Source organism: Marinobacter sp. G11 (genome assembly GCF_021282325.1).
In the GTDB taxonomy this organism is placed as follows: domain Bacteria; phylum Pseudomonadota; class Gammaproteobacteria; order Pseudomonadales; family Oleiphilaceae; genus Marinobacter; species Marinobacter vinifirmus.
The window spans coordinates 136572-160300 of record NZ_JAJSPB010000008.1 but is presented as its reverse complement, the minus strand read 5'-3'; the positions used below and the strand labels follow the sequence as shown (position 1 = coordinate 160300).

Genomic DNA, 23729 nt, shown 5'->3' with positions numbered 1-23729 from the left:
CTTAATTCTTGCTCAAGACAAAACTCAATTTTCGACGAGTCACTGTCCTGATATTTCGTATCCGAAATACCTCGGCCAGCGCCCACACGAATTACTTGGTTAACTTGTTAAAGAGCGTTTGAGCTGTGTTGCTCAACGAGGAGGCGAATTCTACATTCTTCTCCGAGACTGTCAACGCCGATTCCCAAATTATTTTTCTTTATTTCGGTTTCCCGCTATCAGGACAACCAGAACTGCCCAACCCTTGTACGAAATGTGCAAAATTCGAACTGACTCAGCCTCAGTTACCCCGAAACCCCTTCGCCACCAGGTACACTTCCCGGGACCGGGCCCTGGAAGAATCCGGCTTGCGCACGACTACTTTATCGAATACGGCACGCACGGCCTTCACATATTCGTCATAGCCTTCGCCGTGAAACACCTTGGCCACAAAGCTGCCTTTAGGTTTGAGCACCTGGCACGCCATATCCAGCGCCAGCTCTACCAGATACATGGACGCGGCCTGGTCTGCCGCATTCACGCCGCTGATATTGGGTGCCATATCGGAGATGACCACATCGGCACGGGTGCCGTCGAGTACGGCCATGATCTGGTCAAACACCTCCTGCTCAGTGAAATCACCCTGGATAAATTCAACACCCGCAATGGCATCCATGGGCAGTATGTCCGAGGCCACCACTCGACCCTTGTGACCTACCAGCTTCGCTGCAACCTGAGACCAGCCGCCCGGGGCGGAGCCCAGGTCAACCACGAGCATATTAGGCTGGATCAGCCGGTCTTTGTCGTTAATCTCCAGGAGTTTGTAACTGGCACGGGATCGATAGCCATCCACTTGCGCCTGCTTCACAAAGGGATCGTTGACGTGCTCTTCGAGCCACCGGTTACTGCTTTTGGAACGGGCCATGGGGTGTCTTCTGTCTACTGCGGGAAAGACTGCATTGTACGCGGCCACCCTCACTACCGCAAAAGCCGCCGAGCCTGACAATACAAGGGGGCAACAGTACAATGACGCCACTGTTGCAACCGCTACCCAATGCAGGAACCCGGCCGTGAAACTGGATGACATCAAGAAACTTCACCAGAAAAAGTATCGCCAGTCGCTGGGCCACTTCCTGGTGGAAGGGGAGCACCTGGTACTGGAGCTGGAAAAAGCCGCCGCCGAAAACCCGCACTGGCAACAGACCAAGCTGTTTGTCACCAGCAGCTATGAACATTGGCCCAGCCCCTGGCCAAAAACCATCATCAGCGACCGCCAGATGGCTCAACTGGCTGACACCAAAACTCCGCAAGGCATTCTTGCCGTGGCACCGCTTCCCTCTGATAAGGCAGGTACATCAACAGCCGGCGGGAAAGCGGTCTATCTACATGAGGTTCAGGATCCTGGAAACCTGGGCACGATCCTGCGCACCCTGGCCTGGTTTGGCGGCATGCGCTGCCTGCTCAGCCCCGGTAGTGTCGACCCCTATAACCCGAAAGTTGTGCGCGCCAGCATGGGCGCCATCTTCCATGTTCCGCTGGAAACCGATGTAAACCTGAACACACTCCCCAGCCGTTATCCCCGCATTGCCTGCCTGGACATTGGCGGAGAGCCAATCACCAGCCCAGGCTTCCAGAGCCACGACTGCTATCTTTTTGGCAACGAAGCCCGGGGTGTACCGGAAGAGGCCCTGACCAGCCTGGGCGCCGGGCGCTTCACCATCCCCGGCGCGGCTGCGGTGGAGTCTCTGAATCTTGCTTCGGCGGTGAATATGGTGGTTTATGAGTTGAATCGGACATTGCCTTAAATAGAACCCCCTGGAGCTACCGCTCATGTACATCAATGGAAATTGGATTAAAGACCGACCGGATTTCATCGTTACCAACCCGGCAACCGGCGAGACCATAGGACGGGTGCCAGACTGCACCGACCAGGATATCGAATCGGCCATCGCCGCCGCCGACCAGGCATTCCGGGCGTGGCGAAAAACAATGGCCCATGAACGCTCGCAGCTACTTTACCGGGCCTGGGAGCTAATGATCCGCCAGAAGCGCTCACTGGCAGAGCTGATGACCCGCGAACAGGGCAAACCCCTGAAAGCTTCCCTGAACGAAGTACAATACGGCGCAGACTTCCTGCTGTGGTTTGCAGAAGAAGCCAAGCGCATGTACGGACAGATCATTCCCTCGGCCCGCGAGAATCAGCGTTTCCTGGTGCAGAAATCCCCAGTGGGCGTTGTTGGCGCAATTACGCCCTGGAATTACCCTATTTCGATGATTACCCGCAAGCTTGCTCCTGCCCTGGCCGCCGGCTGCACCGTCGTTCTCAAACCCGCCGAAAGCACGCCTTTGTGTGCCGCGGCCATGATGGAAATCTTTGAGGAAGCCGGCTTTCCACCGGGGGTAATAAATCTGATTACGGTTGAGAACCCCGCCCGGGTTGGCGAAGCCTTCTGTACAGACCCGCGCGTCCGAAAGCTCACATTCACCGGCTCTACTCCCGTTGGAAAAATGCTAAATGGATTAGCGGCCGCCAACATGAAGCGAGTCTCAATGGAGCTCGGCGGCCATGCCCCGGCCATCGTATTCCCCGATGCAGACCCGGTGCATGCGGCCAAGGGCCTGTCTCTGGTCAAGTTTCTCAATACCGGCCAGGCCTGCATCAGCCCAAACCGGATATTCGTGCATGAAGACCATGCCGAACCCTTTATCATGGAACTGAGCAACCGCGCCAGCCGACTTGTTGCGGGTAACGGTATGAGTGACGGCGTTGGCATTGGCCCGCTGATTAACGAAGCGGCCATTCAGAAAGTGGACGACCAGGTTCAGAACGCCCTTGCCCGAGGCGCCAAAGCTGAAACCGGCGGTCACCGTCTGACCGATAACGGGTTATCCGGTGGCCACTTCTACGCACCCACGGTGTTGTCCGGCGTAACAGCAAACATGAAGATCTATCGGGAAGAAACCTTCGGGCCGGTTGCGCCCGTGATTACCTATCGCTCGGAAGACGACGTTATTGCCATGGCAAACGACACAGACTATGGCCTGGCGGCTTATATCTATAGCAACAACCTGGCCACCTCCATGCGGGCATTTGAGGCGCTGGACTTCGGCATTATCGGCATTAACGATATCAATCCCACCAGCGCCGCCGCGCCATTTGGCGGAATGAAGAACAGTGGCCTTGGCCGTGAAGGCGCCCAGGAAGGCATTGAGGAATATCTGGAAACCAAGCTTGGCGGGCTTGCCATCTGAGCCTAAAAAGGCAGGGCAAGGACGCCACAAATCAGGCTGGAAACCGCCAGAGATATCACTGAATACCTGAAGCTCCAGTCATAGGCAGCAACCCGGGTGTTGTAACCGGTACAACGCTCCAGCAGCAGCGCGTTAGCCGAAAACGGCGTGCCGGCAATGGTAATTCCCCATCCAGTCACAATGCCGAACCCCAGCGCCAGTAACCCGTAATCGGGCCATATCGGGCCGAGAATACTGCCCGACAAAGTACCGGAAATGATCGGATTGACACCGACGGCACCGCCGGCAAAAAACAGCCAGGGCACCAACATGGCTACCAGTGGATAAGCCCACACCGGCAGCGAGAAGTCTGAACCCATCCAGTTCAGGGCGAAGGTGCCAATCACACCCCCCAGAAAAGACGAGCCCCCCATAATCGCCAACTCATTGTTCATCATCGCCAGCGACGGTATGAAAAGCTTGCCGTCCTGAATACGGCGGTACAGCAACCCCAGAACGACTGCGGTCAGGCAACTGAGCGTCACCGCCTGGGAATAAATCAGACCGGCTAGACTGGTGAGGGCAAATGCACCAAGACATATCAGCGCGATAGTACTCAGGAATCGGACCCAGGCTGGCCCCGCTCCCTCAACAGCGCCTACCACAACCTTACTCTCCGGGGCCTCCTGCTCCCGGAACACAGCGCCGGCGACAAGATACAAAGCAGCAAACGGCAGGGAGGCTGCAATCAGCTTCCAGCTGGAAAGCCCGGGCAGAAACGTCACCACCATGACAATCGCAATAGACAGAGGCGATGCCATGGGCGATGCCCCAAATCCGCGCACCACCGCTCTGGCGGCATTTCTTGCCAGCCCACTGTCGCCCCTTTCCCTGATCTGAACACCAATCATGGTGGCAATAACGCCCACGGCGCCAAAATTCAGCGGCACCGACAAAACGGCGGTGCCAGTGGTCACGCCCAGGTAGCGATGGGCAGGCCGGCCGCTAAACAAACTTCTGGAAATGATTTTTATATCATTCGACTGGGCCAGAACGGCAGACAACAGCATCACGGTGATGATTAGTGCACCGATCCTCGCCATGTTGCCGGATGCCCGCTCGAGTGCGACCGGCTCTATCGCAAGCGCGAGCCCCCCAAGAATCAGGATCAGGCTGAAAATCACCCGAGCGACCATTCTCAGATTGGCCCAGCCAAGCACAATAGCCAGGCACGCCAGCGCGGTTGTCAGATAACTGAAGCCTGGCAGAAAAGTGAATACACCGGCCAGAAGTGCCAGATAAGTCAGAACCGTCCGGTAGCTGGCCAACCCGTCTGGTCGCAGAAACGCTGTCATCCTCGTATCACCCGCACGTTCATATTGTTGTTAAAAACATTGCCTGCAAAAAAAGACCGCCGAGACTCCTGTTCAAAGTCTGGCGGTATAAAGGAGGGTCAACACTAAACCCCGGCGCTTCAGCCCATCCCCCGGCTGAAACACAGAGGCACATCCATCAGCTACGGCTTACCCAGTACCGACGAATTGCGAACGCCAGCGAGGCAACGGTCAGAAGAACAAATACCCAGGTAATCGGACCACGGAAGAACACCGACGGGTCACCCTTACTGATCAGGATGGTCCGGCGCAGGTTGTCCTCGAACATGGGACCCAGAATAAAACCGATGAGAAACGGGGCGGCAGCAATACCAGTGCGATTGAACACAAAGCCAAGAATGCCAAATGCCAGCATCAAGCCGATATCAAAGGTACTGTTGTTGACCGCATAGGCGCCGTAAATACAGAACATCAAAACGATCGGCAGCAAAATGGTTTTAGGGATATCAGCAATCAGGGAAAAATATTTGATAGCCGCATTACCCACTACCAGCAGAACCACAGAGCTCACCAGAATCCCACAGAACAGAGCATAAACCAGCGTCAGGTTTTCCTGGAACAGCACCGGCCCCGGAGTCAGCCCGTGAATCATGAAGGCGCCGAGAATAATGGCGGTAATAACGTCCCCGGGAATCCCCAGCGACAGCAACGGAATCAGGGTAGCACCGGCAACGCCGTTGTTACCGGCCTCGGCTGCCGCAACACCCTCAACCTCACCTTTGCCGAAGTTATCCTTTCTGGGGGATGTCCGCTTGGCTTCGCTGTATGAGATAAACGCGGCAGACGTGGCTCCCGTTCCCGGGATAGCACCAATGATTACACCAATAATGCTGCCCCGGACAATGGTCTTCAGAGACGCTTTAAACTCTTTCCAGGTCAGAGACGCACCCGTAACCGCGGTACGTATGTGTGGAGCAACCTTGGACGTGTAAAAATCGATAACTTCCGGTATTGCAAACAACCCGATGAGCAACGGTATGAACGACACCCGGTCCATCAGGTTGTAGTTATCAAAAGTCAGGCGCTGCGTGCCGTATACCGCATCCAGCCCGATGGTGGAGACGATAATACCCAGAAACGCTGCAATGAGCCCTTTGACAACAGAATTGCCTGAAACCGAAACAATAATGGTCAGGGAGAAGCAGATCAGCCAGAAATACTCCGGTGGCCCGAAATTCAGCGCAATCTTCGCCAGGTAGGCGGCAAAGAAAATCAACGCCACGTTGGAAATCACATCGGCAACCACCGATGAATACAACGCCGTTTTCAGCGCCTTCTTAGCCTTGCCTTGCTGAGCCATCGGGTAGCCATCAAGCAAGGTACAGGCCGAGGCCGGAGAACCCGGGGTACGAATCAATATCGCAGTAATCGAACCACCATACATTCCGCCCTTATAAATACCGACCAACAGAAGGATCGCGGTCACCGGCTCCATGGAGAAGGTAAACGGCAGGGCGAGCGCAACCGCCATAGTTGCCGTCAACCCGGGGATGGCACCCACCACAACGCCAATCAGAACGCCGACAGCTATCGCTATAAAATTATCAACGCTCAGAAAGAGCGACATAACTTCTGAAAAATTTTCCATCTCTGGCACCCAAAGCTTTTGGACCAACGCCCGCCCCAACTGACCGGAGCCTGCGCATACTTAACGAGTTTTTGCTGGCTTCAGAACCAGGCTTCCCACAGCTCCCCAACAGGCAGGGGCACATTCAGCAGGTAAATGAACAACATGGTCACAAGCACCGGAAAGGCGATCGCGAGCAGATAGATCAGCGGATTACGCAGGCCACTGGCCAAAAACAGCAACACGCAGGCAAGCACACCACTGCCGATGGCACCCAACTGCTCAAAGAAAAACGCGTAGACAACACCTGCCGCTACCATCAAGGCCTGACGTACAAAAGACACGCCTCGGCGAAGCTCATCTCCAGGCTCTCGCTCGGGCGGAACTCGAAGGCCGGAGACCATCAGCACAAGAGACAGAACCAGCACTGACCAGCCGGCAACCTGCGGCAAGAATCGCGGCGACAGCAGCGGGTGCTGCATGAACGGAGGCGCTGAAATGTAGCTGGGGATGATGTAATAAAGAAAAACCAAGGCCAGAATAAAGAATACCGCACCCACGATTGTATTCGGATTGAGTCGGCCGTAATGAGTTGCCGGCGTATCGGCACTCTGGTTCTCGGAGATAGCCATGATAAAACTCTCGACAGTATTCGTTGATAAAGAAAAGGCGGGCCGGCCTGTCAAACCGGTCCCGCCCAGCGCAAGATTGATCAGCGTTTCAGGTTTGCCTTCTCAGCAACGTCTGCCCACTTTTCAAGCTCGTCAGCAACGAAGGCACGAAACTCGTCACCAACCTCTTTACCTGCTACCGCACCAAACTGCGGCAAGAAGCTTTTAAAGTTTTCGCTTTCAACAATTTTCTCGAGCGCAGCCTCAAGCTTCGCCTGCGCTTCCTCGGGGAGCGATTTGTGAGCAATCAGGCCAAACCAGGCCGAAGTCACGTAATCGCCAAGACCAAATTCAGAACCAACTTCCTGCAGCGTAGGTACCTCCGGCAGGAATTCTGAACGCTCAGCAGTGGTTACCGCCAGGGCCTTGAGCTTTCCGGATTGGATATGGGGGTAAACCGTCGGCATATTTTCAAAGGCCACGTCTACATCCCCTGCCAACAGCGCCGGCAGTGCTTCGCCTGAACCCCGGAAAGGGACGTGAATCAGGTTAGCCTGGGTCAGGTTCTTGAACAGCTCACCAGACATATGGATCGAGCTGCCGATGCCTGGGGAACTGAACGACAACTGCCCTTCACGTGCCGCAGCAACGAACTCTGCAACAGAGTTATAGGGACTGCTTGCCGGCACAACCATCACGTTCGGGATGTCGATGACATTACGAATGAACACGAAATCCTCAACCGGGTCATAGCGAAGGTTGGGATAAATCGACGCGCCGATGGTGTGCCCCGGGGATGCCATCACCAGCATATGATCAGAGCCACGGCCGCCACGTGCCAGCTGTGCTGTTGCAACAGTGGAGCCCGCACCTGGACGATTCTCGACAACAACGGTGGTGAGTTCTTTCTGAAGCAGGTCTGCCACCTTACGGGAGAGCAGATCTGTAGTGCCGCCAGCCGAATACGGTACGACCAGGCGAATGTTATCACTCGGCCACTCTTTGCCATGCGCAACTCCAGTCATGGCAATAGTGACAGATGCAACGGCTGCAACAACCGCGGATTTGAACAGTCTAGTTGATGTACTAATCATCTTGTCATTGTCCTGCTTATCTCTGGTTCGATTATCGAACATATGTTCGTATTGTCGAACGCCAATTTCACATAATACGCTTGTTCGTGCAAGTACTTTTACGAACAAAATCTGATCAATTGAGGGTAATACGACCAATAGACGGGCTGATGCAAAGAGGCAAAAAAGACAGGGGAAAGGAAAACGCCGAGGCCGGTATCAAGTACACCGGCTCCGGGCATGAACAACTTCAGGGCAACACGGCCGCTATGTTACGAGCAGCCGCCTTCATTATCGGCACATACTCATCAACGATTCGCTCCAGGGTGACAGAACTGACATGGCTGCTGGAGTTAAGCGCAAACCGCACCTGCCCCCTCCGGTCAATTACAGGGACTGCCACAGCACGCATACCCAACTCCAGCTCCTGGTCTACGATCGCGTACCCTTGCTCTCGAACCCTTTCAAGCTCCACTCTCAGTTCGTCCGGCCCCTTGGTATTCGGTGTATGCTTCTCAAAACGAGACTTTTCGAACACCGCCTCCAGTTCTGGCTTCTGCAAATACGCCATCAGAACGCGACCACCGGAAGTGGCATAGGCCGGCAACCTCGCACCAATCTGCAGATTGATCGGAATCAGGCCCCTGCGCGGAATACGAGCCACATAGACGATGTCTGCCCCATCCAGAACGAGCGCAGAGCAGGATTCACCCAACTCGTACGCAACCTTTTCCAGGTGGGGGGTTATGGTTTCCGAGAAGTCCAATGACGCAAGGTAGGCATATCCAAGCTCCAGCACCTTGGCCGTCAACCTGAACTTTTTGTCCTCCAGAGACACATAACCCAGTTTCTGCAGAGTCAACAAAAAACGCCGGGCTGCCGCTCTGGACAACCCGTTTTTCTCGGCAACCGCAGACAACGTCATGGACGGGTTTTCCGTATCAAAGGATCGGATAACTTCCAGCCCGCGCGCAAAAGTCGTCAGAAACTCCTTGTCAGCTCCTGACATATCCTTGTTTTGATCAGTCATGAAAACGTTCCGTAAAGCTGAGGTAAAACAACATCACCCCTTATTGGCGCTCCAACTATCCAGTGTTTTCCCTTCAAGAGCCAGTTGTTCCAGCAAAGGAGCTGGCTGCCAGTAATCCGCCCCGGTTTTGTCACGCAGCGCACAGATGCAGTCGTACACTTCCCTGAGCCCCATCTGGCTTGCCGTGAACATGGGGCCACCGCGGAATACCGGGAAGCCGTAGCCATTCACATAAACTACATCAATGTCACTGGGCCGTTGCGCTATTCCTTCACCGAGAATGTGGAAACCCTCGTTAATCAGTGCCATCAGGTGCCGGTCAAGAATTTCCTGATCAGTCATGGTCCGGCGCTGCACGCCGTGGGCCCTGGCCTGCGCTTCAATTACTTCCAGAACCTCTGGATCCGAAGACCTGGCCCGGGTCTCTGGGTCGTAGCGGTAGTATCCCGCTCCGGATTTCTGCCCCAAACGTCCCATCTCGACAAGCGCATCAGCAATGCAATAGCTGCGGGGGTCGCCTTTTTGCTCAGGAGTCAGGGCCTGACGGGCCTTATAGCCGATATCCAGGCCGGCAAGGTCACCAACCGCAAGTGGCCCCATGGCCATACCAAAGCGCGTGAGAACACCGTCAATCTGCTCAGGTGACGCCCCCTCAATCATCGACAGCTGGGCTTCCCGCGCATAGGGGCGCAGCATCCGGTTGCCGATGAAGCCGTAACACACCCGAGCCAGAACCGGCACCTTACCAATTTTCTTGCCCAGCGCCATAGAGGTCGCAATCACATCCTCAGATGTGGCGTCGGCGCGAACCACCTCCAGCAGGCGCATCACATTCGCCGGGCTGAAAAAGTGCAGCCCGACCACGTCCTGCGGGCGCGAAGTACAGGCAGCGATTTCGTTCACATCAAGGTAAGAGGTATTTGAGGCAAGAATGGCCCCGGGCTTACACACGCGGTCAAGCTCACCGAAAACCTGCCGTTTCACATCCATGCTTTCAAACACGGCTTCGATAACCAGATCGACATCGGCCAGGCTGTCATAGCTCGTGCTGCCAGTAATCAGGGCCTGACGTTTATCCGCCGCCTCCTGCGACATCTTGCCCTTACTGACCGTGATGCCGTAGTTCTTGCTGATCATCGCAAGGCCACGATCCAGCGCCTCCTGGTTAAGCTCCAACAGCGTTACCGGGATTCCGGCATTGGCAAAGGTCATTGCGATGCCACCACCCATGGTGCCGGCACCGATAATGCCAACACGGTTGATGGGTTTCGCCTTTGCATTTTCGTTAAGGTCTTCAACAACTGCGGCCTTGCGCTCGGCAAAGAACATATGTCGCATGGCGGCCGCCTGGTCAGAGCCGACACACTCAACAAAACTCGCCCTTTCGAACTGCAGACCGTCCTCAAAGGGTTTCGAGACCGCCGCTTCCACACAATCAACAATCTTCTGCGGAGCAACCTGCCCACGCCGGCGCTTGGCCATGTTCTTGCGCCATACTTCGAAGACATCTGCATCGCTTTCGGCAGCAGGCACCTCCAGGTCTCTGACCCGGCGCAGCGGCGCGCCCTCTTCCAGAAGGGATTGAGCATATGCCAGGGCCGAATCCTGCAGGGGCTCCTCAACCACACGGTCAATCATGCCCAGCTCCAGAGCTTTCGGCGCAGCCACTCGCTTACCAGAGGTAATAACATCCAGGGCCGTTTCCACGCCGACCAGTCTGGGCAAACGCTGTGTGCCACCGGCTCCAGGCAAGATACCCAGATTAACTTCCGGCAGGCCCACAGCCGCCGTATTCAGCGCGCAACGATAGTGACAGCTGAGCGCCAGCTCAAAGCCGCCACCCAGAGCCGTGCCGTGTAAGGCGGCAATAACAGGCTTTGCGGAAGACTCAATGGCTTCGTTCACTTCCGGCAGGGAGGGAGCCATAGGCGGTTTTCCAAACTCCTTGATATCCGCTCCGGCCACAAAGGTTCGGCCCTCACAGATCAGGACAATGGCCTTTGAGTTGTCCGTCTGAGCGTTTGTAATGGCGCTCATCACGCCCTCACGCACTTTTTGCGACAGGGCATTTACCGGTGGGTTATTGATGGTAATAACGCCGAAGTCACCAACCAGCTCATAAGTAACCAACATACGGAATTTCCTCTTCTGATAAAAAAAGAGCCGATCCCGCACTATCGGGAACGCGGTTCGGCTCTACAGAACACCTCAATACCGGCTAGATTACGCCTTTGTCGCGCAACGCCTTGATATCATCGTCTGACTTCCCTAGCACCCTGTTCAACACCGCAGCAGTGTCTTCTCCAAGCAGCGGAGGCGCCTTCTGGTAGGCCTGCCTGGTTTTGGAGAACTTGATCGGGTTTGCAATCCCCGGAACCGGGCCAATAGCCGGATGTTCCAGCTCGATCTTCATATTGCGCGCCTGAACCTGAGGGTCTTCGAATACCGCTGCAATATCCTGAATCGGGCCGCAGGGCACGCCCACAGCAACCAGTTTTTCCATCCAGTCACGACTGGTTCCGGTGCGGGTGCGTTCGCAGATTTTACCGACAAGTTCCGGCCGATGAGCAACCCGCTGGGGGTTGGTCTCAAAGCGCGGATCTTCAGACAGTTCCGGACACCCCAGAACATCACACAAACGCCTGAACTGGCCGTCGTTACCCACGGCGATAATTATCTGCCCATCACTGGTAGGGAATGGCTGATAAGGCGTTAGGTTCGGGTGGTATTCACCGGTCCGGGTTGGCACATCACCACTGCAGAAATAGTTGAGGGCCTGGTTTGCCAGCCAGCTAACCTGCACGTCAAGCAGAGCCATATCAATGTACTGGCCTTCACCCGTCTTCGAGCGATGATGGAGTGCCGACAGGATGGCAATCGTTGCGTTCATCCCGGTGGTCAGGTCAGCTACCGCCATGCCAACTCGCTGAGGGCCGGCACCCGGGTTGCCGTCGGCAACGCCGGTGATACTCATCAACCCGGCCTGCGCCTGCACCAGGTAGTCATAGCCGGGGTAACTGGCCATTGGGCCGGTCTGGCCGAAGCCGGTGATTGAACAATAGATCAACCCCGGATTCACCTTGGCCAGATCGTCATAGCCCAGGCCTTTCTTGGCGAGCCCGCCCGTTTTGAAGTTCTCAACCAGAATATCGCAGTCCGCCGCCAGTTCACGGACCAGCTGTTGCCCCTCTTCGCTGCCAAGATCAATCGTAACCGAGTGCTTACCCCGGTTTGCAGACAAAAAGTAGGCAGACTGCTTTGTCGGATTGCCGTCTTTGTCTTTCAGCCAGGGGGGGCCCCAATGGCGAGTGTCGTCACCGAGCTTCGGGCGCTCAACCTTGATAACCTCGGCCCCCAGATCCGCCATGATCTGGGTGCTCCAGGGCCCCGCCATAACACGGGACAAATCCAGTACACGAATGCCTGATAATGGACCTGACATCTCAATCTCCCCGATGTATCAAGCGTTCTGCGCGTTACGAATGAGGTGCTTGGCAATGACCAGCTGCTGGATCTGGGAAGTTCCCTCATACAGCCTGAACAGACGAACATCGCGGTAGAAGCGCTCGACACAGTACTCACCAATGTAACCTGCACCGCCATGAACCTGCACCGCGCGGTCTGCAACGCGTCCGACCATTTCCGTACAGAACAGCTTGCAGCAAGAGGCATTCATCGACACCGGCTCACCCGCATCATAGGATCTTGCGGCTTCTTCCACCATGCATTTGCCGGCATAGTATTCCATCTGGCTGTCTGCGAGCATCGCCTGAACCAGCTGGAAATTGGCAATCTCGGTTCCAAACTGTTTGCGCTGGCTGGAATAATTAACGCTTTCCTCAATCAAACGTTTTGCGGTGCCGACGCTCAACGCGCTGATGTGCAGACGGCCCCGGTCCAGCACCTTCATGGCTGTCTTGAAACCCTGGCCTTCTTTACCACCGATCAGCGCAGTCGCAGGCACACGCACGTTGTCAAAAATCACATCGCAGGTGTGAGAACCTTTCTGCCCCATTTTCTTGTCGGGCTTACCGAGAGTAATGCCCGGCAGGTCGGCATCAACCAGAAAGGCTGAAACGCCACGACCACCTTCCTCTTTGGTTCCGGTACGCGCCATGACCGTAAAGACTCCCGCACGGGGCGCATTGGTAATGTAGCGCTTGGTGCCGTTGATCACGTATTCGTCACCGTCGCGGCGCGCCATGGTGGAAACGGAGCCCGCATCGGAACCGGCATCCGGCTCGGTCAGGGCAAACGAGCCGATCAGTTCGCCGCTGGCCATCTTCGGCAGGTAGTGGGCTTTCTGTTCCGGAGTTCCGTCAATAATGATGCCTTGCGAACCGATTCCCACGTTGGTACCAAACATGGAGCGGAAAACCGGCGAGGTGTAACCCATTTCCTGAACCACCGCGACCTCTTCAGACATGGTCAGCCCGAGGCCACCGAATTCCTCGGGGATAGACAGGCCGAACAGCCCCATATCTTTCATTTCGTCGATAACTTCTTCCGGAATCCGGTCCTCCTCTGCAACCTGCATTTCCAGGGGAACCAAGCGCTCACGGACATACCGCCTGACGCTATCCACAAACTGATTCAAAGTATCTTTATCAAGTGCCATGCCGGCCTCCACTGAATTTCAGGTAGCGGAACGCCAGCCTCGAACAACTTTGTTCGATAATCGGTCATGGCGTTCGATTTTCGATTCGTGAGGACAAATGTCACACATTCTTTGCCCGCAATCAAGCCGAATGTCGACCACCTGGCTGTAGACCGGGCACCAGTACACAGCGAACAAACCAGCCCATAGTCTGAATTGACACGCCGACAAGCAGCGGCCTACACTAGAATTTACTGCAGAATTATATTTTGCACAGCGAAATAATAAACATAAAACAGGATGGCTCTATGAACAAAACAAAAACCAAGATCGTATCCGCACTTCTTGCATGCAGTGCAACCACTGCCTGGGCTGCAGGAAATGTTGATCTGCCACAAACCATCGGGATGACCGCCTATGGCACCAGTTCGGCCGGCTATAGCCAGATGGTTTCTATCGGCAACCTGCTACGTAATGAGTACGGCGTATCCCTGCGGATCCTGCCCGGCGAGAACGACGTTTCCCGGATGACACCACTCAGAACCGGGCGCGTACCGGTTTGTTCCTGTGGCATTGCCGCTTATTACGCCGCCGAAGGCGTACTGATGTTCTCCGAGGACAACTGGGGGCCGCAGCCGGTTCGGGTTATTACCACCTCCATTGCCAGTTTTGGCCTGAGCATTGCTGTAGCCGGCGATATCGGCGTAGAAACCCCCTATGACCTCAAGGGCAAACGCATTTCCTACATTCGTGGTGACGATGCCCTGAACCTCGGCACCGAAGCCATGCTGGCCTTTGGCGACCTCACCTGGGATGACGTGGAGCGGGTAGACTTCCCGGGATACGGCAGGGCCTTTGAAGGCATTGTTGCCAATCAAAGCGATACCGCATTTACCGTTTCTGTCGCCGGCGGTCCACAACAGCTTTCCGCCAGCCCGCGCGGTATATCCTGGCTGGAGCTTGATCCTGAGGACACCGAGGGCTGGGAGCGACTGCGCTCCGTGGCTCCCTATTTCCAACCGCACCGGGTTACTTCCGGCGCCGGCATCAGCAAGGATGAGCCTTGGATTGGTTCCAGCTATCCCTACCCCATCATCATCGCCAACGCCGATGCCGATAAAAAACTGGTGGACGGGCTGATTCGTGTCTTCACCGAGGATTACGACAAGTACAAGGACTCCGCACCGGGCAATGCAGGCTATGCGCTGGAGAACCAGAATCTCAACTGGGTCATCCCGCTGCATGATGTGGTCGTCGACTACTACAAGGAAATCGGCCACTGGACGGAAGATATGCAACAGCACCAGGACATGCTGGTACAGCGCCAGAATATCCTCCTGGACACCTGGGAGAGCTACACCAAGGCCAACCCGCCTGCCGACAAGGAAGCCTTCAAAAAGGGCTGGATGACGGCGCGGGCAGAAGCACTTCAAGCGGCTGGCATGAATCCGGTATTCCGGTAAAACCTGCTGTCCTTGTTGAAACCTGATTCCGGTGTAAAGACAAGGGGTCTGTTACACCGGAGTTCTTTCAGGAGTCTTACTGCATGTCTGAAACACACAATACTGAACCATCGAAAGAAAACGTCAGCGGCATCCGGCGGCTTTCCGGCGGATGGCCATGGATCCCCAGGGTTGCAACTCTTGTCCTGACACTGCTGACGATTGACTACCTGTTCAATTTGCAGCTGATCAATATTGTTACCAAAGTGGAAAGCCAGTTTTTCTATGTGGTGGTGGCACTTATGCTACCGCTGGTTTTTCTGCTTTGGCCAATGTCACGCCACGCTTCCCGGAACAAGGTTCCCTGGTACGACATCATCCTGTTCCTTGCCGCCTCGGTTATCTGCGGGTTCTTTGTCTACAACGCGGAAACTATTCTGGATTACGGCTGGGAATACGCGGCACCACAATACGCCGTAGTGTTCAGCTTCCTGTTCTGGGTTACTGTCATCGAAGCCATTCGCCGGGCCGGCGGCCTGCCGATTGCCATGATTGTCGGTGTCGCCAGCCTGTACCCGATATTTGCAGACAAGCTGCCGGGCCCCATCCAGGGCTTTCCATCTGCCCCCGACCAGACCGCTATCTACATGGCCATGAGTCGAGAAGGCATCATGGGCGTGCCCTTGCAAGCCTTTGCCAACATCGTGATCGGCTTCCTTCTGTTTGGCGTCGCCCTGCAGAAAACCGGCGGCGGTCGTTTCTTTATCAACCTGGCCTTCGCATTGCTGGGCCATGTTCGGGGCGGACCGGCAAAGGTTGCGGTTTTCTCCAGCGGCCTCATGGGATCCATGAGCGGCAGCGTAATCACTAATGTGATGACAACCGGAGTGATGTCAATTCCGGCAATGCGCCGAGTCGGCTTCAGCCGTTCCTACGCAGCCGGCGTAGAAGCCTGTGCTTCTACAGGCGGCGTTCTGATGCCACCGGTTATGGGTGCCACCGCGTTCATCATGGCCGCGTTCCTGAACATTCCCTACGGCACCATTGCACTGGCGGCAGTCGTGCCCTCCGTACTGTATTTCCTCGGCCTGTTTATCCAGATTGATGCCTATGCTGCCCGCAACAAGCTTCAGGGCCTGCCCGCCAGTGAATTACCATCGCTCAAGCAAACATTAAAGGAAGGCTGGTACTTCATCTTCGTGTTTGCCCTGCTGATCTGGATGCTGTTCTTCCTGCGACGAGAGGCCACGGCACCATTCTTTGCAACGGTTCTCTTGCTGGTGATCAACCAGGTACTGCCCTACCAGCGCTGGAAGTGGCAAGACGTGAAGGACTTCTTCGCAGAGTCAGGGAAGCTGTTTGCAGAGCTGATCGCGATCCTCACCGGTGTTGGCTTGCTGGTAGGTGCACTGTCGGTTACCGGGCTGTCAGGCACTATTGCCAATGACCTTATCTACCTGGCCGGTGGCAACACCCTGGTACTGCTGTTGATGGGAGCACTGACCAGCTTTGTGCTCGGCATCGGCATGACAGTTACAGCTGCCTATATTTTCCTGGCGGTTGCGCTGGCACCGGCCCTAATAAACGGCGGCGGCATGGATCCCCTGGCCGTTCACCTGTTCATCCTTTACTGGGGCATGCTCAGTTTCATCACCCCACCGGTTGCCCTGGGCGCCTTTGCCGCTGCAACGGTTGCCGGCTCCAACGCAATGAAAACCGGTGTGGAAGCCATGCGGCTGGGCAGCGTGATCTACTTTATCCCGTTCCTGTTTGTGCTTAATCCGGCGCTGATCTTTCAGGGCACCTGGAGCGAGATTCTCCTGGTGATTGCACAAGCACTGATCGGGGTAACGTTGATAGCATCGGCCATGCAAGGCTGGCTGATCGGGGTAGGCTCTCTGGCAGCAAGCAAGCTGTTGCAATGGCCAATCCGGCTGGGACTCATTGCCGGTGGCATGATCCTTGCCATCCCCGGTGGCGGACCGGTTCCGCTGACCAATCTGGAATTGTCTCTTATTAGTGCTGCGTTGATCATTCCTGCGGTCATCGCCGCCGCACTGACGCACAAGAGCTACGAAAGAAGGGAAAAGGCTCTGGCCTGAGACGGTCCTGCCCGGAGGGTGATGCACCCTCCGGGCTATTCATTTACAAAAAGCCGGCAAGTCTCTGGCGCACAATCCCTTCGGCCTCGGCCATGATTCTGCTGACCAGCTCATCGCAGGAAGGGATATCATTAATCAGCCCAACAACCATGCCACAACTCCAGGCGGCTTCATCCATCTTGCCTTCCTGCAGCACCAGCTTACCCTTTGCACCTGTGACAAGGTGACGGATATCGTCAATGGTTTCCTGGTCACCCTTTTCACTCTCAATCCGGATGATTTCCCGCACGGCTGCGTTATCCATCACCCGCTCGGTGTTCTTCAGGTTACGCATGATCAGCCGGGTCTGTAGTTCATTGGCTTTCACAATTGCCTGTTTCACGTTCTCATGAACCGGCGCTTCTTTGGTGGCCAGAAAACGGGTGCCCATATTCATGCCTTCGGCACCCAATGCCATGGCCGCTACCAGGCTCCGGCCATCGGCCATTCCACCTGACGCAATAAAGGGTATCGTCAGCTCTTCAGCCGCACGGGGCAGCAGGATGAAGTTTGGCACATCATCCTCACCGGGATGGCCGCCGCATTCAAAGCCGTCCACACTGACGGCATCACAACCGATTCGCTCGGCCTTCAAAGCGTGGCGAACAGATGTGCACTTGTGGATAACCTTGATACCCGCAGCCTTCAACTGCTCCATGTACTGCTCGGGGCTGCGGCCGGCGGTTTCAACCGCCTTGACACCACTGCGGATGATAACGTCAATGTACTCGGGGTAAGGCGGCGCATTGAAGGAAGGCAGGAAGGTCAGGTTTACGCCGAAGGGTTTATCCGTCATCTGCTGGCAGCGGGCGATTTCACTGGCGAGATGTTCAGGCGTAGGCTGGGTCAGGGCGGTAATCATGCCCAGACCACCGGCATTGGATACCGCCGATGCCAGTTCGGCAAAGCCTACGTTGTGCATGCCACCCTGTACGATCGGGTGCTCGATTCCAAATAATTCCGTAATTCGTGTTTTCACGGCATCACTCTTTTGTTGTTGATAAACATTTCCGGCCCTTAAACGTGAAGGAGCCGCTGCTGCGGCTCCTTCGTTGTCTTGCGATTACAGCTGCAGCGAGCGAACTTCCAGAAACTCCTCAAGCCCCCACTTGCCGAACTCCCGTCCGATACCGGAATGGCCAAAGCCACCAAAGGGAGCCAGCGGGTTAAAGCCGCCACCGTTCACGGACACCTGACCGGTCCGGAGCTTTGCAGCAAAGGCCTTCGCCCTTTCCTGATCTGCCGACCAGACTGCTCCGGACAGCCCATAGGCTGTGCCATTGGCAATACGCAAGGCTTCGGCCTCATCGCTGTAGGGGATCACGCACAGCACGGGGCCGAATATTTCTTCCTGAGCGATTGTGCTGTTCGGATCTACATTGCCAAAGACGGTTGCCTGTACAAAGTATCCCTTGTCCAGACCGTCCGGCGAATCCGGACCGCCGGCCATCAGGGTTGCGCCTTCGGCAACACCGAGCCGGATGTAATCCACCACCCGGTCCCGCTGTTGCGAAGAGGCCAAGGGGCCCAAACGGGTAGTTTCATCCAGCGGGTTACCCGGAGTCATTCGGTCCGCGGCTGCAGCCGCCAGCTTGCACGCCTCGTCATGGCGATCGGCGGGCACCAGCAGCCGGGTCAGGGCGGTGCAGGTTTGTCCGGAGTTGAGCAGGCAGTTGCTCACTGTGCCTTTTACTGCGGCTTCCAGGTCAGCGTCCGATAAAACAACCGATGCCGATTTGCCGCCCATTTCCAGCGCAATCCTCTTGAAGTCATCCGCAGCGGCATGGGCAATGGCATGACCGGTGCGGGTGGAGCCGGTGAATGACAGCATGCGCACATCCGGATGCCGGATCAGGGTTTCACCAACGGTTTGCCCGGCCCCGCATACCATGTTGAACACACCCGCCGGCAGGTCGGTTTCATCCAGAATGTCAGCGAGGATAAAGGCTGCCTGCGGCGCAATCTCAGAGGGCTTCAGCACAACAGTGCAGCCGGCAGCAATCGCGGGTACTACCTTCAGAATGATCTGATGCAGCGGGTAGTTCCAGGGCGTAATACAGCCCACCACCCCGACCGGCGCATATTGCACTTCCGAGTTACCAGACTGCTCAACGAACGGAAACTCCGGCAACATATCGGTATAGGTCTTGGTTACAGTTGCCGGCAGGCCAGCCTGGATTGCCGTGGCAAGCTTCAGTGGCATGCCCACTTCCCGGCTGACCGCTTCCGCAATTTCCGGTGCCCTTTGCTTGAGTCCAGCATGCAGCTGGCCAAGCACGTTCACCCTTTGCTCTACAGAACTTTCAGACCAGACCTCAAATGCTGCATGCGCAGCGGCAATTGCCAGCTCCATCTGTCCCGGATCGGACATGGGCACCCGGGCAATCACGTCGCCGTTGGCAGCTTCATGCACATCCGCCATGTCGCCGTTCCAGTCGACCCAGCTACCATTGATGTAGTTCTTGTTCAGAGTCTTCATGTTTTTCCCTCAGTCGAAGACAATCACGCCACGCGCGTTCTTGCCGGAGATCATGTCGTCAAAGGCCTGAACAGCTTCATCTATGGAGTAAGTCTGGGTGATCAGCTCATCGAGTTTAAGCTTACCCGCACGGTACAAACCTAGAAGCCGCGGGAAATCGTGTTGCGGCCGGGCTGAACCCAGCCAGCTGCCCTTCAGGGTGCGCTCGTCGGCAGGCAGGGTGAGCGTAGTAATCGAGGTTTTGTCTTTCGGGTCAGCGACCCCTACCACGACAGCGGTACCACCGCGCCCGAGAGACTTATAGGCTTGCTCAACCACAGCACCTGCACCAACGCACTCAAAGGCGTAATCCACGCCGCCGGTCAGTTTTCTGATGGCTTTGGCGGCATCATCCACTTCGTTGAGGTCAATCGTGTGGGTGGCACCGAATTCCCGCGCCATGGCAAGCTTTTTCGGGTTGTTGTCCACCGCCACAATCATTTCGGCACCGGCGGTTGCGCAGCCCTGAACGGCGTTCAGGCCAACACCGCCAATACCGAACACCGCAGCCCTGGAACCCGGCTCCAGCCCGGCAGTATTAAATACAGCACCCACACCGGTCATCACGGCACAGCCCACCAATGCGGCGTTCTGTAGTGGCACATCCTCTGCAACCTTCACGCAGTTATCCACATGCAGGGTTGCATACTCCGCCATCACGCCGCAGGCGCCGAACACATTCAAGTGCTCCCCCTGACTGTCGCGGGTTCGAACGGTTCCATCGGGCAGTGTAAACATCGCCTTGCGGGCGTTTTCACACAGAACCGGATGGCCACGCACACACTGGCGGCACTTGCCGCACATTGAGATAAACGAACTAACAACGTGGTCGCCTTCACTGAAGCCTTCCACACCCTCGCCAACTTCAACCACCACACCGGCCGCCTCGTGGCCCAGCACCAATGGCGGTGGATACTGAATCTTTCCAGTGGTGGCTGAAAGGTCGCTGTGGCACACGCCGCAGGCGGCAACCTTGATGGTTATCTCGCCCCGTTTTGGTCCGTCCACCGTAATCTGTTCGACCTGTACCGGCTTGCCCCACTCCCGGCAGACCACCGCCTTTGCTTGTCTGTCCATTACCCTGACTCCTGTTGTTTTTGTGTTGATTCAGAGTTGGCGAGGCCCGTCAGAATGCCTCGTCAAACATATCCAGTGCCGTTGAGTCCACCGATTGCAGCAACTCAGCCGTTGCAACCACTCCGGGCAATTCGTACCGGCAGAAATAATCGCAGGCGCGCAACTTACCCTGATAGAAGCCCTCCGTCTGCTCACCGGCCCCGCCTAGTCCGACAAGGGCTTTCAAGGCCTGTCGCACCCAGAGCCAGCCGACAACCACCTGCCCGAAGGCGTCCAGGTACAGAGTGGCATTTGCCAGTGCTTTTTCCTTGTCACCGGAGGCCTTTACCTCATTGATCACCCGGGTAGCTTCAACCATTGCTGACAGGGACCGCTCAAGCAGCCCGGCATTAGAAGCCAGCCGTTCCTGCTTGCGGGCCTCGGCAATAGTGGCTTCAATCCTGCGCACCAGTTCGCGGTAATACCGGCCATCGGCCATGGAAACCTTGCGGCCAAGCAGGTCCATGCCCTGAATACCATGGGTGCCCTCGTGGATCGGGTTAAGCCGGTTATCCCTGTAGAACTGTTCTACCGGATATTCCCGGGTGTAGCCGTAGCCACCATGCACCTGAATTGCCAGACTGTTAGCTTCGAGACAATAACGGGAAGGCCAGGACTTGATCACTGGCGTGAGCAAGTCGAGCAGCCCGGCGGCAAGCTCACGCTGCTCGCCAGTTTCCGCAAACTTCTTCTCGTCCACCAATACTGCACCCTGCAGACAGAGCGCCAGCCCACCTTCCACATAGGCCTTCTGGGCCAGCAGCATGCGCCGGATATCAGCATGGCGGATCAGAGGCACCTGGGGGCTCTCCGGATCCTTTTCTCCAACCGGACGCCCTTGCTGCCGCTCGCGGGCATACTCAAGGGCATGAAGATAGCCGGTGTAACCCAGCATCACCGAACCCAGACCAACACCAATCCGGGCTTCGTTCATCATGTGGAACATGGCAGCCAGGCCCTGGTGGGGCGAGCCAACCAGATACCCGACCGCCCCCGCTGCCTCACCAAAGTTCAACATGGTAGACGTCGTGCCACGGTATCCCATTTTGTGAATCAGGCCAGCCAGGGCGACATCGTTGCGCTCGCCCAAAGAGCCATCTTCGTTAACCAGGACCTTCGGCACCAGAAACAGGGAAATTCCTTTTACGCCGGCCGGGGCCCCAGGTAAACGCGCGAGTACCATATGAATGATGTTCTCGCTCAGCTCGTGATCACCACCGGAGATGTAGATCTTGTTACCAAATAACCTATAACTGCCATCCGCCTGTGGCTCCGCGCGAGTGCGCAGATCTCCCAGAGAGGAACCTGCATGGGGCTCGGTCAGGCACATGGTGCCGAAAAAACGCCCAGCCAGCATCGGCTCGGCGTAGCGGCTTTTCTGCTCGTCGGAGCCATGGGCGAGAATCAGGTTAGCTGCCGCAATAGTTAGCCCGGCGTAGCCCTGAGTCCCTACGTTGGCTCCTTTGAGCATCCCCACACACATCTGGGCAACCGCACTGGGCAGCTGCATGCCACCGCGCTCGTAGTCCTGACTGGCCGCCATCAGACCAGTACTTTTCAGTACGTCCAGCGCCTTGTGAACTTCCGGGCGCATGTGCACACGGCCATTCTCGAAGGTCGGCTCTTCTTCATCCACCAAGCGAGCATGGGGTGCGAACTCCTCTGTGGCAACTTTCAGCGCCAGGTCCAGCGCCGCCTGCAGCGTTTCACGACTATGGTCCTGATAGCGCTCAAATCTGAGCACCTTCTCTACTTCATGAAGTTCATAAAGCTGGAAAGCCAGGTCCCGGGTACTTACGATTTTCTGCTGCATGACGGCGCTCTCCGTTTATACCACTTCGAACAGGCCGGCTGCGCCCTGACCGCCGCCAATGCACATGGTGACCACCACATATTTGGCACCCCGGCGCTTGCCTTCAATCAGGGCATGGCCGGTAAGGCGGGAACCGCTCACACCATAGGGGTGACCCACAGAAATAGAGCCGCCATTCACGTTCAGTTTTTCCATCGGAATACCCAGACGGTCGCGGCAGTAGACCACCTGGGATGCAAAGGCTTCGTTCAGCTCCCACAGGTCAATGTCGTCCATGGTCAGGCCGTTACGGGCAAGCAGGCGTGGAACAGCAAACACCGGGCCGATGCCCATTTCGTCCGGCTCACAGCCCGCAACAGCAAAACCACGGAAAATGCCCATGGGCTCGATGTTATGCTTTTCGGCATAGGTGCTGTCCATGACCGTACAGACGGAGGCGCCATCAGAAAGCTGGCTGGCGTTGCCCGCAGTAACAAACTGGCCCGGGCCACGTACCGCGTCCAGTGACGCCAACCCTTCCAATGTAGTATTCGGGCGGTTGCACTCGTCCCGGTCCAGGGTTACCTGTTTTTCGCTCACTTCACCGGTTTCTTTGTCTTTAACCAGCATAGTGGCGTCAAAAGGCACAATTTCGTCGTCAAACTTGCCGGACTGCTGGGCCGCGGCGGTGCGCTGCTGGGAAACCAGTGCGTACTCATCCTGCGCTTCACGGCTTACGTTGTAACGCTGGGCGACAATATCGGCCGTTTCGATCATCGACAGGTACAGTTCCGGCTTGTTCTTCATCAGCCATTCGTTAGTAGCACGGAAGCCATTAAGTTTGTCGTTCTGAACCAGGGAGATGGACTCTACGCCACCAGCCACGATGGCAGGTACCTTCTCCGACATCACGCGCTGCGCAGCAATAGCAATGGATTGCAGGCCGGAGCTGCAGAACCGGTTAATTGACAGCCCGGCCGTGGTTACCGGGAGCCCGGCACGAATAGCCGCCAGGCGTGCCATGTTCTTGCCCTGACAACCTTCGTGAAAGGTTGCGCCCAGAATGACATCTTCAACGATGGCAGGGTCGATTCCTGCACGCTCAACGGCGTGCTGGATAACGTGCCCGGCCAGATCAACACTGTGCGTGTTGTTCAGGGCACCACGATAGGACTTGCCAAGGCCGGTACGCGCGGTCGAAACGATGACAGCATCAGACATAAGATGAACTCCTTATA

Annotated in this window: 18 protein-coding genes; 4 read left to right on the top strand and 14 right to left on the bottom strand. The window is 56.3% G+C overall.

Going from position 1 to position 23729, the window contains the following annotated elements:
• Positions 1–280: 280 nt before the first annotated feature.
• Complete coding sequence (gene rlmE / locus LWH94_RS07720; RefSeq protein ID WP_022989570.1) at positions 281–904, bottom strand: 23S rRNA (uridine(2552)-2'-O)-methyltransferase RlmE; 624 nt, start codon at positions 902–904, stop codon at positions 281–283.
• Positions 905–1049: 145 nt separating this feature from the next.
• Between rlmE and LWH94_RS07715 the strand changes: the two genes are divergently transcribed.
• Complete coding sequence (locus LWH94_RS07715; protein WP_232901776.1) at positions 1050–1784, top strand: TrmH family RNA methyltransferase; 735 nt, start codon at positions 1050–1052, stop codon at positions 1782–1784.
• A 25-nt stretch (positions 1785–1809) separates the two neighbouring features.
• Positions 1810–3231, top strand: coding sequence for an NAD-dependent succinate-semialdehyde dehydrogenase (locus LWH94_RS07710; protein ID WP_232901775.1), 1422 nt, complete (start codon positions 1810–1812; stop codon positions 3229–3231).
• 2 nt (positions 3232–3233) lie between these two features.
• Here LWH94_RS07710 and LWH94_RS07705 read toward each other — a convergent pair whose 3' ends face one another.
• From LWH94_RS07705 to LWH94_RS07670, 8 genes are all read right to left on the bottom strand, one after another.
• Complete coding sequence (locus LWH94_RS07705) at positions 3234–4565, bottom strand: hypothetical protein (protein WP_232901774.1); 1332 nt, start codon at positions 4563–4565, stop codon at positions 3234–3236.
• 157 nt (positions 4566–4722) lie between these two features.
• Positions 4723–6192, bottom strand: coding sequence for a tripartite tricarboxylate transporter permease (locus LWH94_RS07700; protein WP_232901773.1), 1470 nt, complete (start codon positions 6190–6192; stop codon positions 4723–4725).
• Between the two features lie 80 nt (positions 6193–6272).
• Complete coding sequence (locus LWH94_RS07695) at positions 6273–6803, bottom strand: tripartite tricarboxylate transporter TctB family protein (protein ID WP_232901772.1); 531 nt, start codon at positions 6801–6803, stop codon at positions 6273–6275.
• A gap of 80 nt (positions 6804–6883) precedes the next feature.
• The gene (locus LWH94_RS07690) at positions 6884–7876 is read right to left on the bottom strand and encodes a Bug family tripartite tricarboxylate transporter substrate binding protein (RefSeq protein WP_199457918.1); all 993 of its coding nucleotides are present in this window, start codon (positions 7874–7876) and stop codon (positions 6884–6886) included.
• A gap of 229 nt (positions 7877–8105) precedes the next feature.
• Positions 8106–8885, bottom strand: coding sequence for an IclR family transcriptional regulator domain-containing protein (locus LWH94_RS07685; RefSeq protein ID WP_199457894.1), 780 nt, complete (start codon positions 8883–8885; stop codon positions 8106–8108).
• A 33-nt stretch (positions 8886–8918) separates the two neighbouring features.
• Positions 8919–11018, bottom strand: coding sequence for a 3-hydroxyacyl-CoA dehydrogenase NAD-binding domain-containing protein (locus tag LWH94_RS07680; protein WP_199457893.1), 2100 nt, complete (start codon positions 11016–11018; stop codon positions 8919–8921).
• Between the two features lie 85 nt (positions 11019–11103).
• A complete protein-coding gene (locus tag LWH94_RS07675) occupies positions 11104–12327 on the bottom strand; it encodes a CaiB/BaiF CoA transferase family protein (protein ID WP_058342398.1) in 1224 nt (407 codons plus the stop codon).
• An 18-nt stretch (positions 12328–12345) separates the two neighbouring features.
• Positions 12346–13503, bottom strand: coding sequence for an acyl-CoA dehydrogenase family protein (locus LWH94_RS07670; protein WP_199457891.1), 1158 nt, complete (start codon positions 13501–13503; stop codon positions 12346–12348).
• A gap of 287 nt (positions 13504–13790) precedes the next feature.
• Here LWH94_RS07670 and LWH94_RS07665 point away from each other — a divergent pair, with 287 nt between their 5' ends.
• Positions 13791–14945, top strand: coding sequence for a TAXI family TRAP transporter solute-binding subunit (locus tag LWH94_RS07665; RefSeq protein ID WP_058342396.1), 1155 nt, complete (start codon positions 13791–13793; stop codon positions 14943–14945).
• Positions 14946–15028: 83 nt separating this feature from the next.
• Positions 15029–17026 carry a TRAP transporter permease gene (locus LWH94_RS07660; protein WP_232901771.1) on the top strand — a complete coding sequence of 666 codons (1998 nt, stop codon included), beginning with the start codon at positions 15029–15031 and terminating at the stop codon, positions 17024–17026.
• A 43-nt stretch (positions 17027–17069) separates the two neighbouring features.
• Here the strand turns inward: LWH94_RS07660 and LWH94_RS07655 are convergent, their stop codons facing one another.
• From LWH94_RS07655 to LWH94_RS07635, 5 genes are all read right to left on the bottom strand, one after another.
• On the bottom strand, positions 17070–18044 hold the full coding sequence (locus LWH94_RS07655) for an NAD(P)H-dependent flavin oxidoreductase (RefSeq protein WP_332875481.1): 975 nt from the start codon (positions 18042–18044) through the stop codon (positions 17070–17072).
• 84 nt (positions 18045–18128) lie between these two features.
• The gene (locus LWH94_RS07650) at positions 18129–19544 is read right to left on the bottom strand and encodes an aldehyde dehydrogenase family protein (protein ID WP_232901770.1); all 1416 of its coding nucleotides are present in this window, start codon (positions 19542–19544) and stop codon (positions 18129–18131) included.
• A 9-nt stretch (positions 19545–19553) separates the two neighbouring features.
• Entirely contained in the window at positions 19554–20660 is a 1107-nt protein-coding gene (locus tag LWH94_RS07645; protein WP_232901769.1) for a zinc-binding dehydrogenase, read from the bottom strand.
• A gap of 49 nt (positions 20661–20709) precedes the next feature.
• Positions 20710–22512 (bottom strand): acyl-CoA dehydrogenase, encoded by a 1803-nt coding sequence (locus LWH94_RS07640; RefSeq protein ID WP_232901768.1) that lies wholly within the window; start codon positions 22510–22512, stop codon positions 20710–20712.
• Between the two features lie 15 nt (positions 22513–22527).
• Positions 22528–23712: an acetyl-CoA C-acyltransferase gene (locus LWH94_RS07635; protein ID WP_232901767.1), complete on the bottom strand. Its 1185-nt coding sequence runs from the start codon at positions 23710–23712 to the stop codon at positions 22528–22530.
• Positions 23713–23729: the final 17 nt, after the last annotated feature.

Excerpts from the sequence above, each read along its gene's own strand:
- rlmE (WP_022989570.1), bottom strand. The coding sequence starts at position 904 with ATGGCCCGTTCCAAAAGCAGTAACCGGTGGCTCGAAGAGCACGTCAAC.
- LWH94_RS07710 (WP_232901775.1), top strand. The coding sequence starts at position 1,810 with ATGTACATCAATGGAAATTGGATTAAAGACCGACCGGATTTCATCGTT.
- LWH94_RS07705 (WP_232901774.1), bottom strand. The coding sequence starts at position 4,565 with ATGACAGCGTTTCTGCGACCAGACGGGTTGGCCAGCTACCGGACGGTT.
- LWH94_RS07700 (WP_232901773.1), bottom strand. The coding sequence starts at position 6,192 with ATGGAAAATTTTTCAGAAGTTATGTCGCTCTTTCTGAGCGTTGATAAT.
- LWH94_RS07695 (WP_232901772.1), bottom strand. The coding sequence starts at position 6,803 with ATGGCTATCTCCGAGAACCAGAGTGCCGATACGCCGGCAACTCATTAC.
- LWH94_RS07690 (WP_199457918.1), bottom strand. The coding sequence starts at position 7,876 with ATGATTAGTACATCAACTAGACTGTTCAAATCCGCGGTTGTTGCAGCC.
- LWH94_RS07685 (WP_199457894.1), bottom strand. The coding sequence starts at position 8,885 with ATGACTGATCAAAACAAGGATATGTCAGGAGCTGACAAGGAGTTTCTG.
- LWH94_RS07680 (WP_199457893.1), bottom strand. The coding sequence starts at position 11,018 with ATGTTGGTTACTTATGAGCTGGTTGGTGACTTCGGCGTTATTACCATC.
- LWH94_RS07675 (WP_058342398.1), bottom strand. The coding sequence starts at position 12,327 with ATGTCAGGTCCATTATCAGGCATTCGTGTACTGGATTTGTCCCGTGTT.
- LWH94_RS07670 (WP_199457891.1), bottom strand. The coding sequence starts at position 13,503 with ATGGCACTTGATAAAGATACTTTGAATCAGTTTGTGGATAGCGTCAGG.
- LWH94_RS07665 (WP_058342396.1), top strand. The coding sequence starts at position 13,791 with ATGAACAAAACAAAAACCAAGATCGTATCCGCACTTCTTGCATGCAGT.
- LWH94_RS07660 (WP_232901771.1), top strand. The coding sequence starts at position 15,029 with ATGTCTGAAACACACAATACTGAACCATCGAAAGAAAACGTCAGCGGC.
- LWH94_RS07650 (WP_232901770.1), bottom strand. The coding sequence starts at position 19,544 with ATGAAGACTCTGAACAAGAACTACATCAATGGTAGCTGGGTCGACTGG.
- LWH94_RS07645 (WP_232901769.1), bottom strand. The coding sequence starts at position 20,660 with ATGGACAGACAAGCAAAGGCGGTGGTCTGCCGGGAGTGGGGCAAGCCG.
- LWH94_RS07640 (WP_232901768.1), bottom strand. The coding sequence starts at position 22,512 with ATGCAGCAGAAAATCGTAAGTACCCGGGACCTGGCTTTCCAGCTTTAT.
- LWH94_RS07635 (WP_232901767.1), bottom strand. The coding sequence starts at position 23,712 with ATGTCTGATGCTGTCATCGTTTCGACCGCGCGTACCGGCCTTGGCAAG.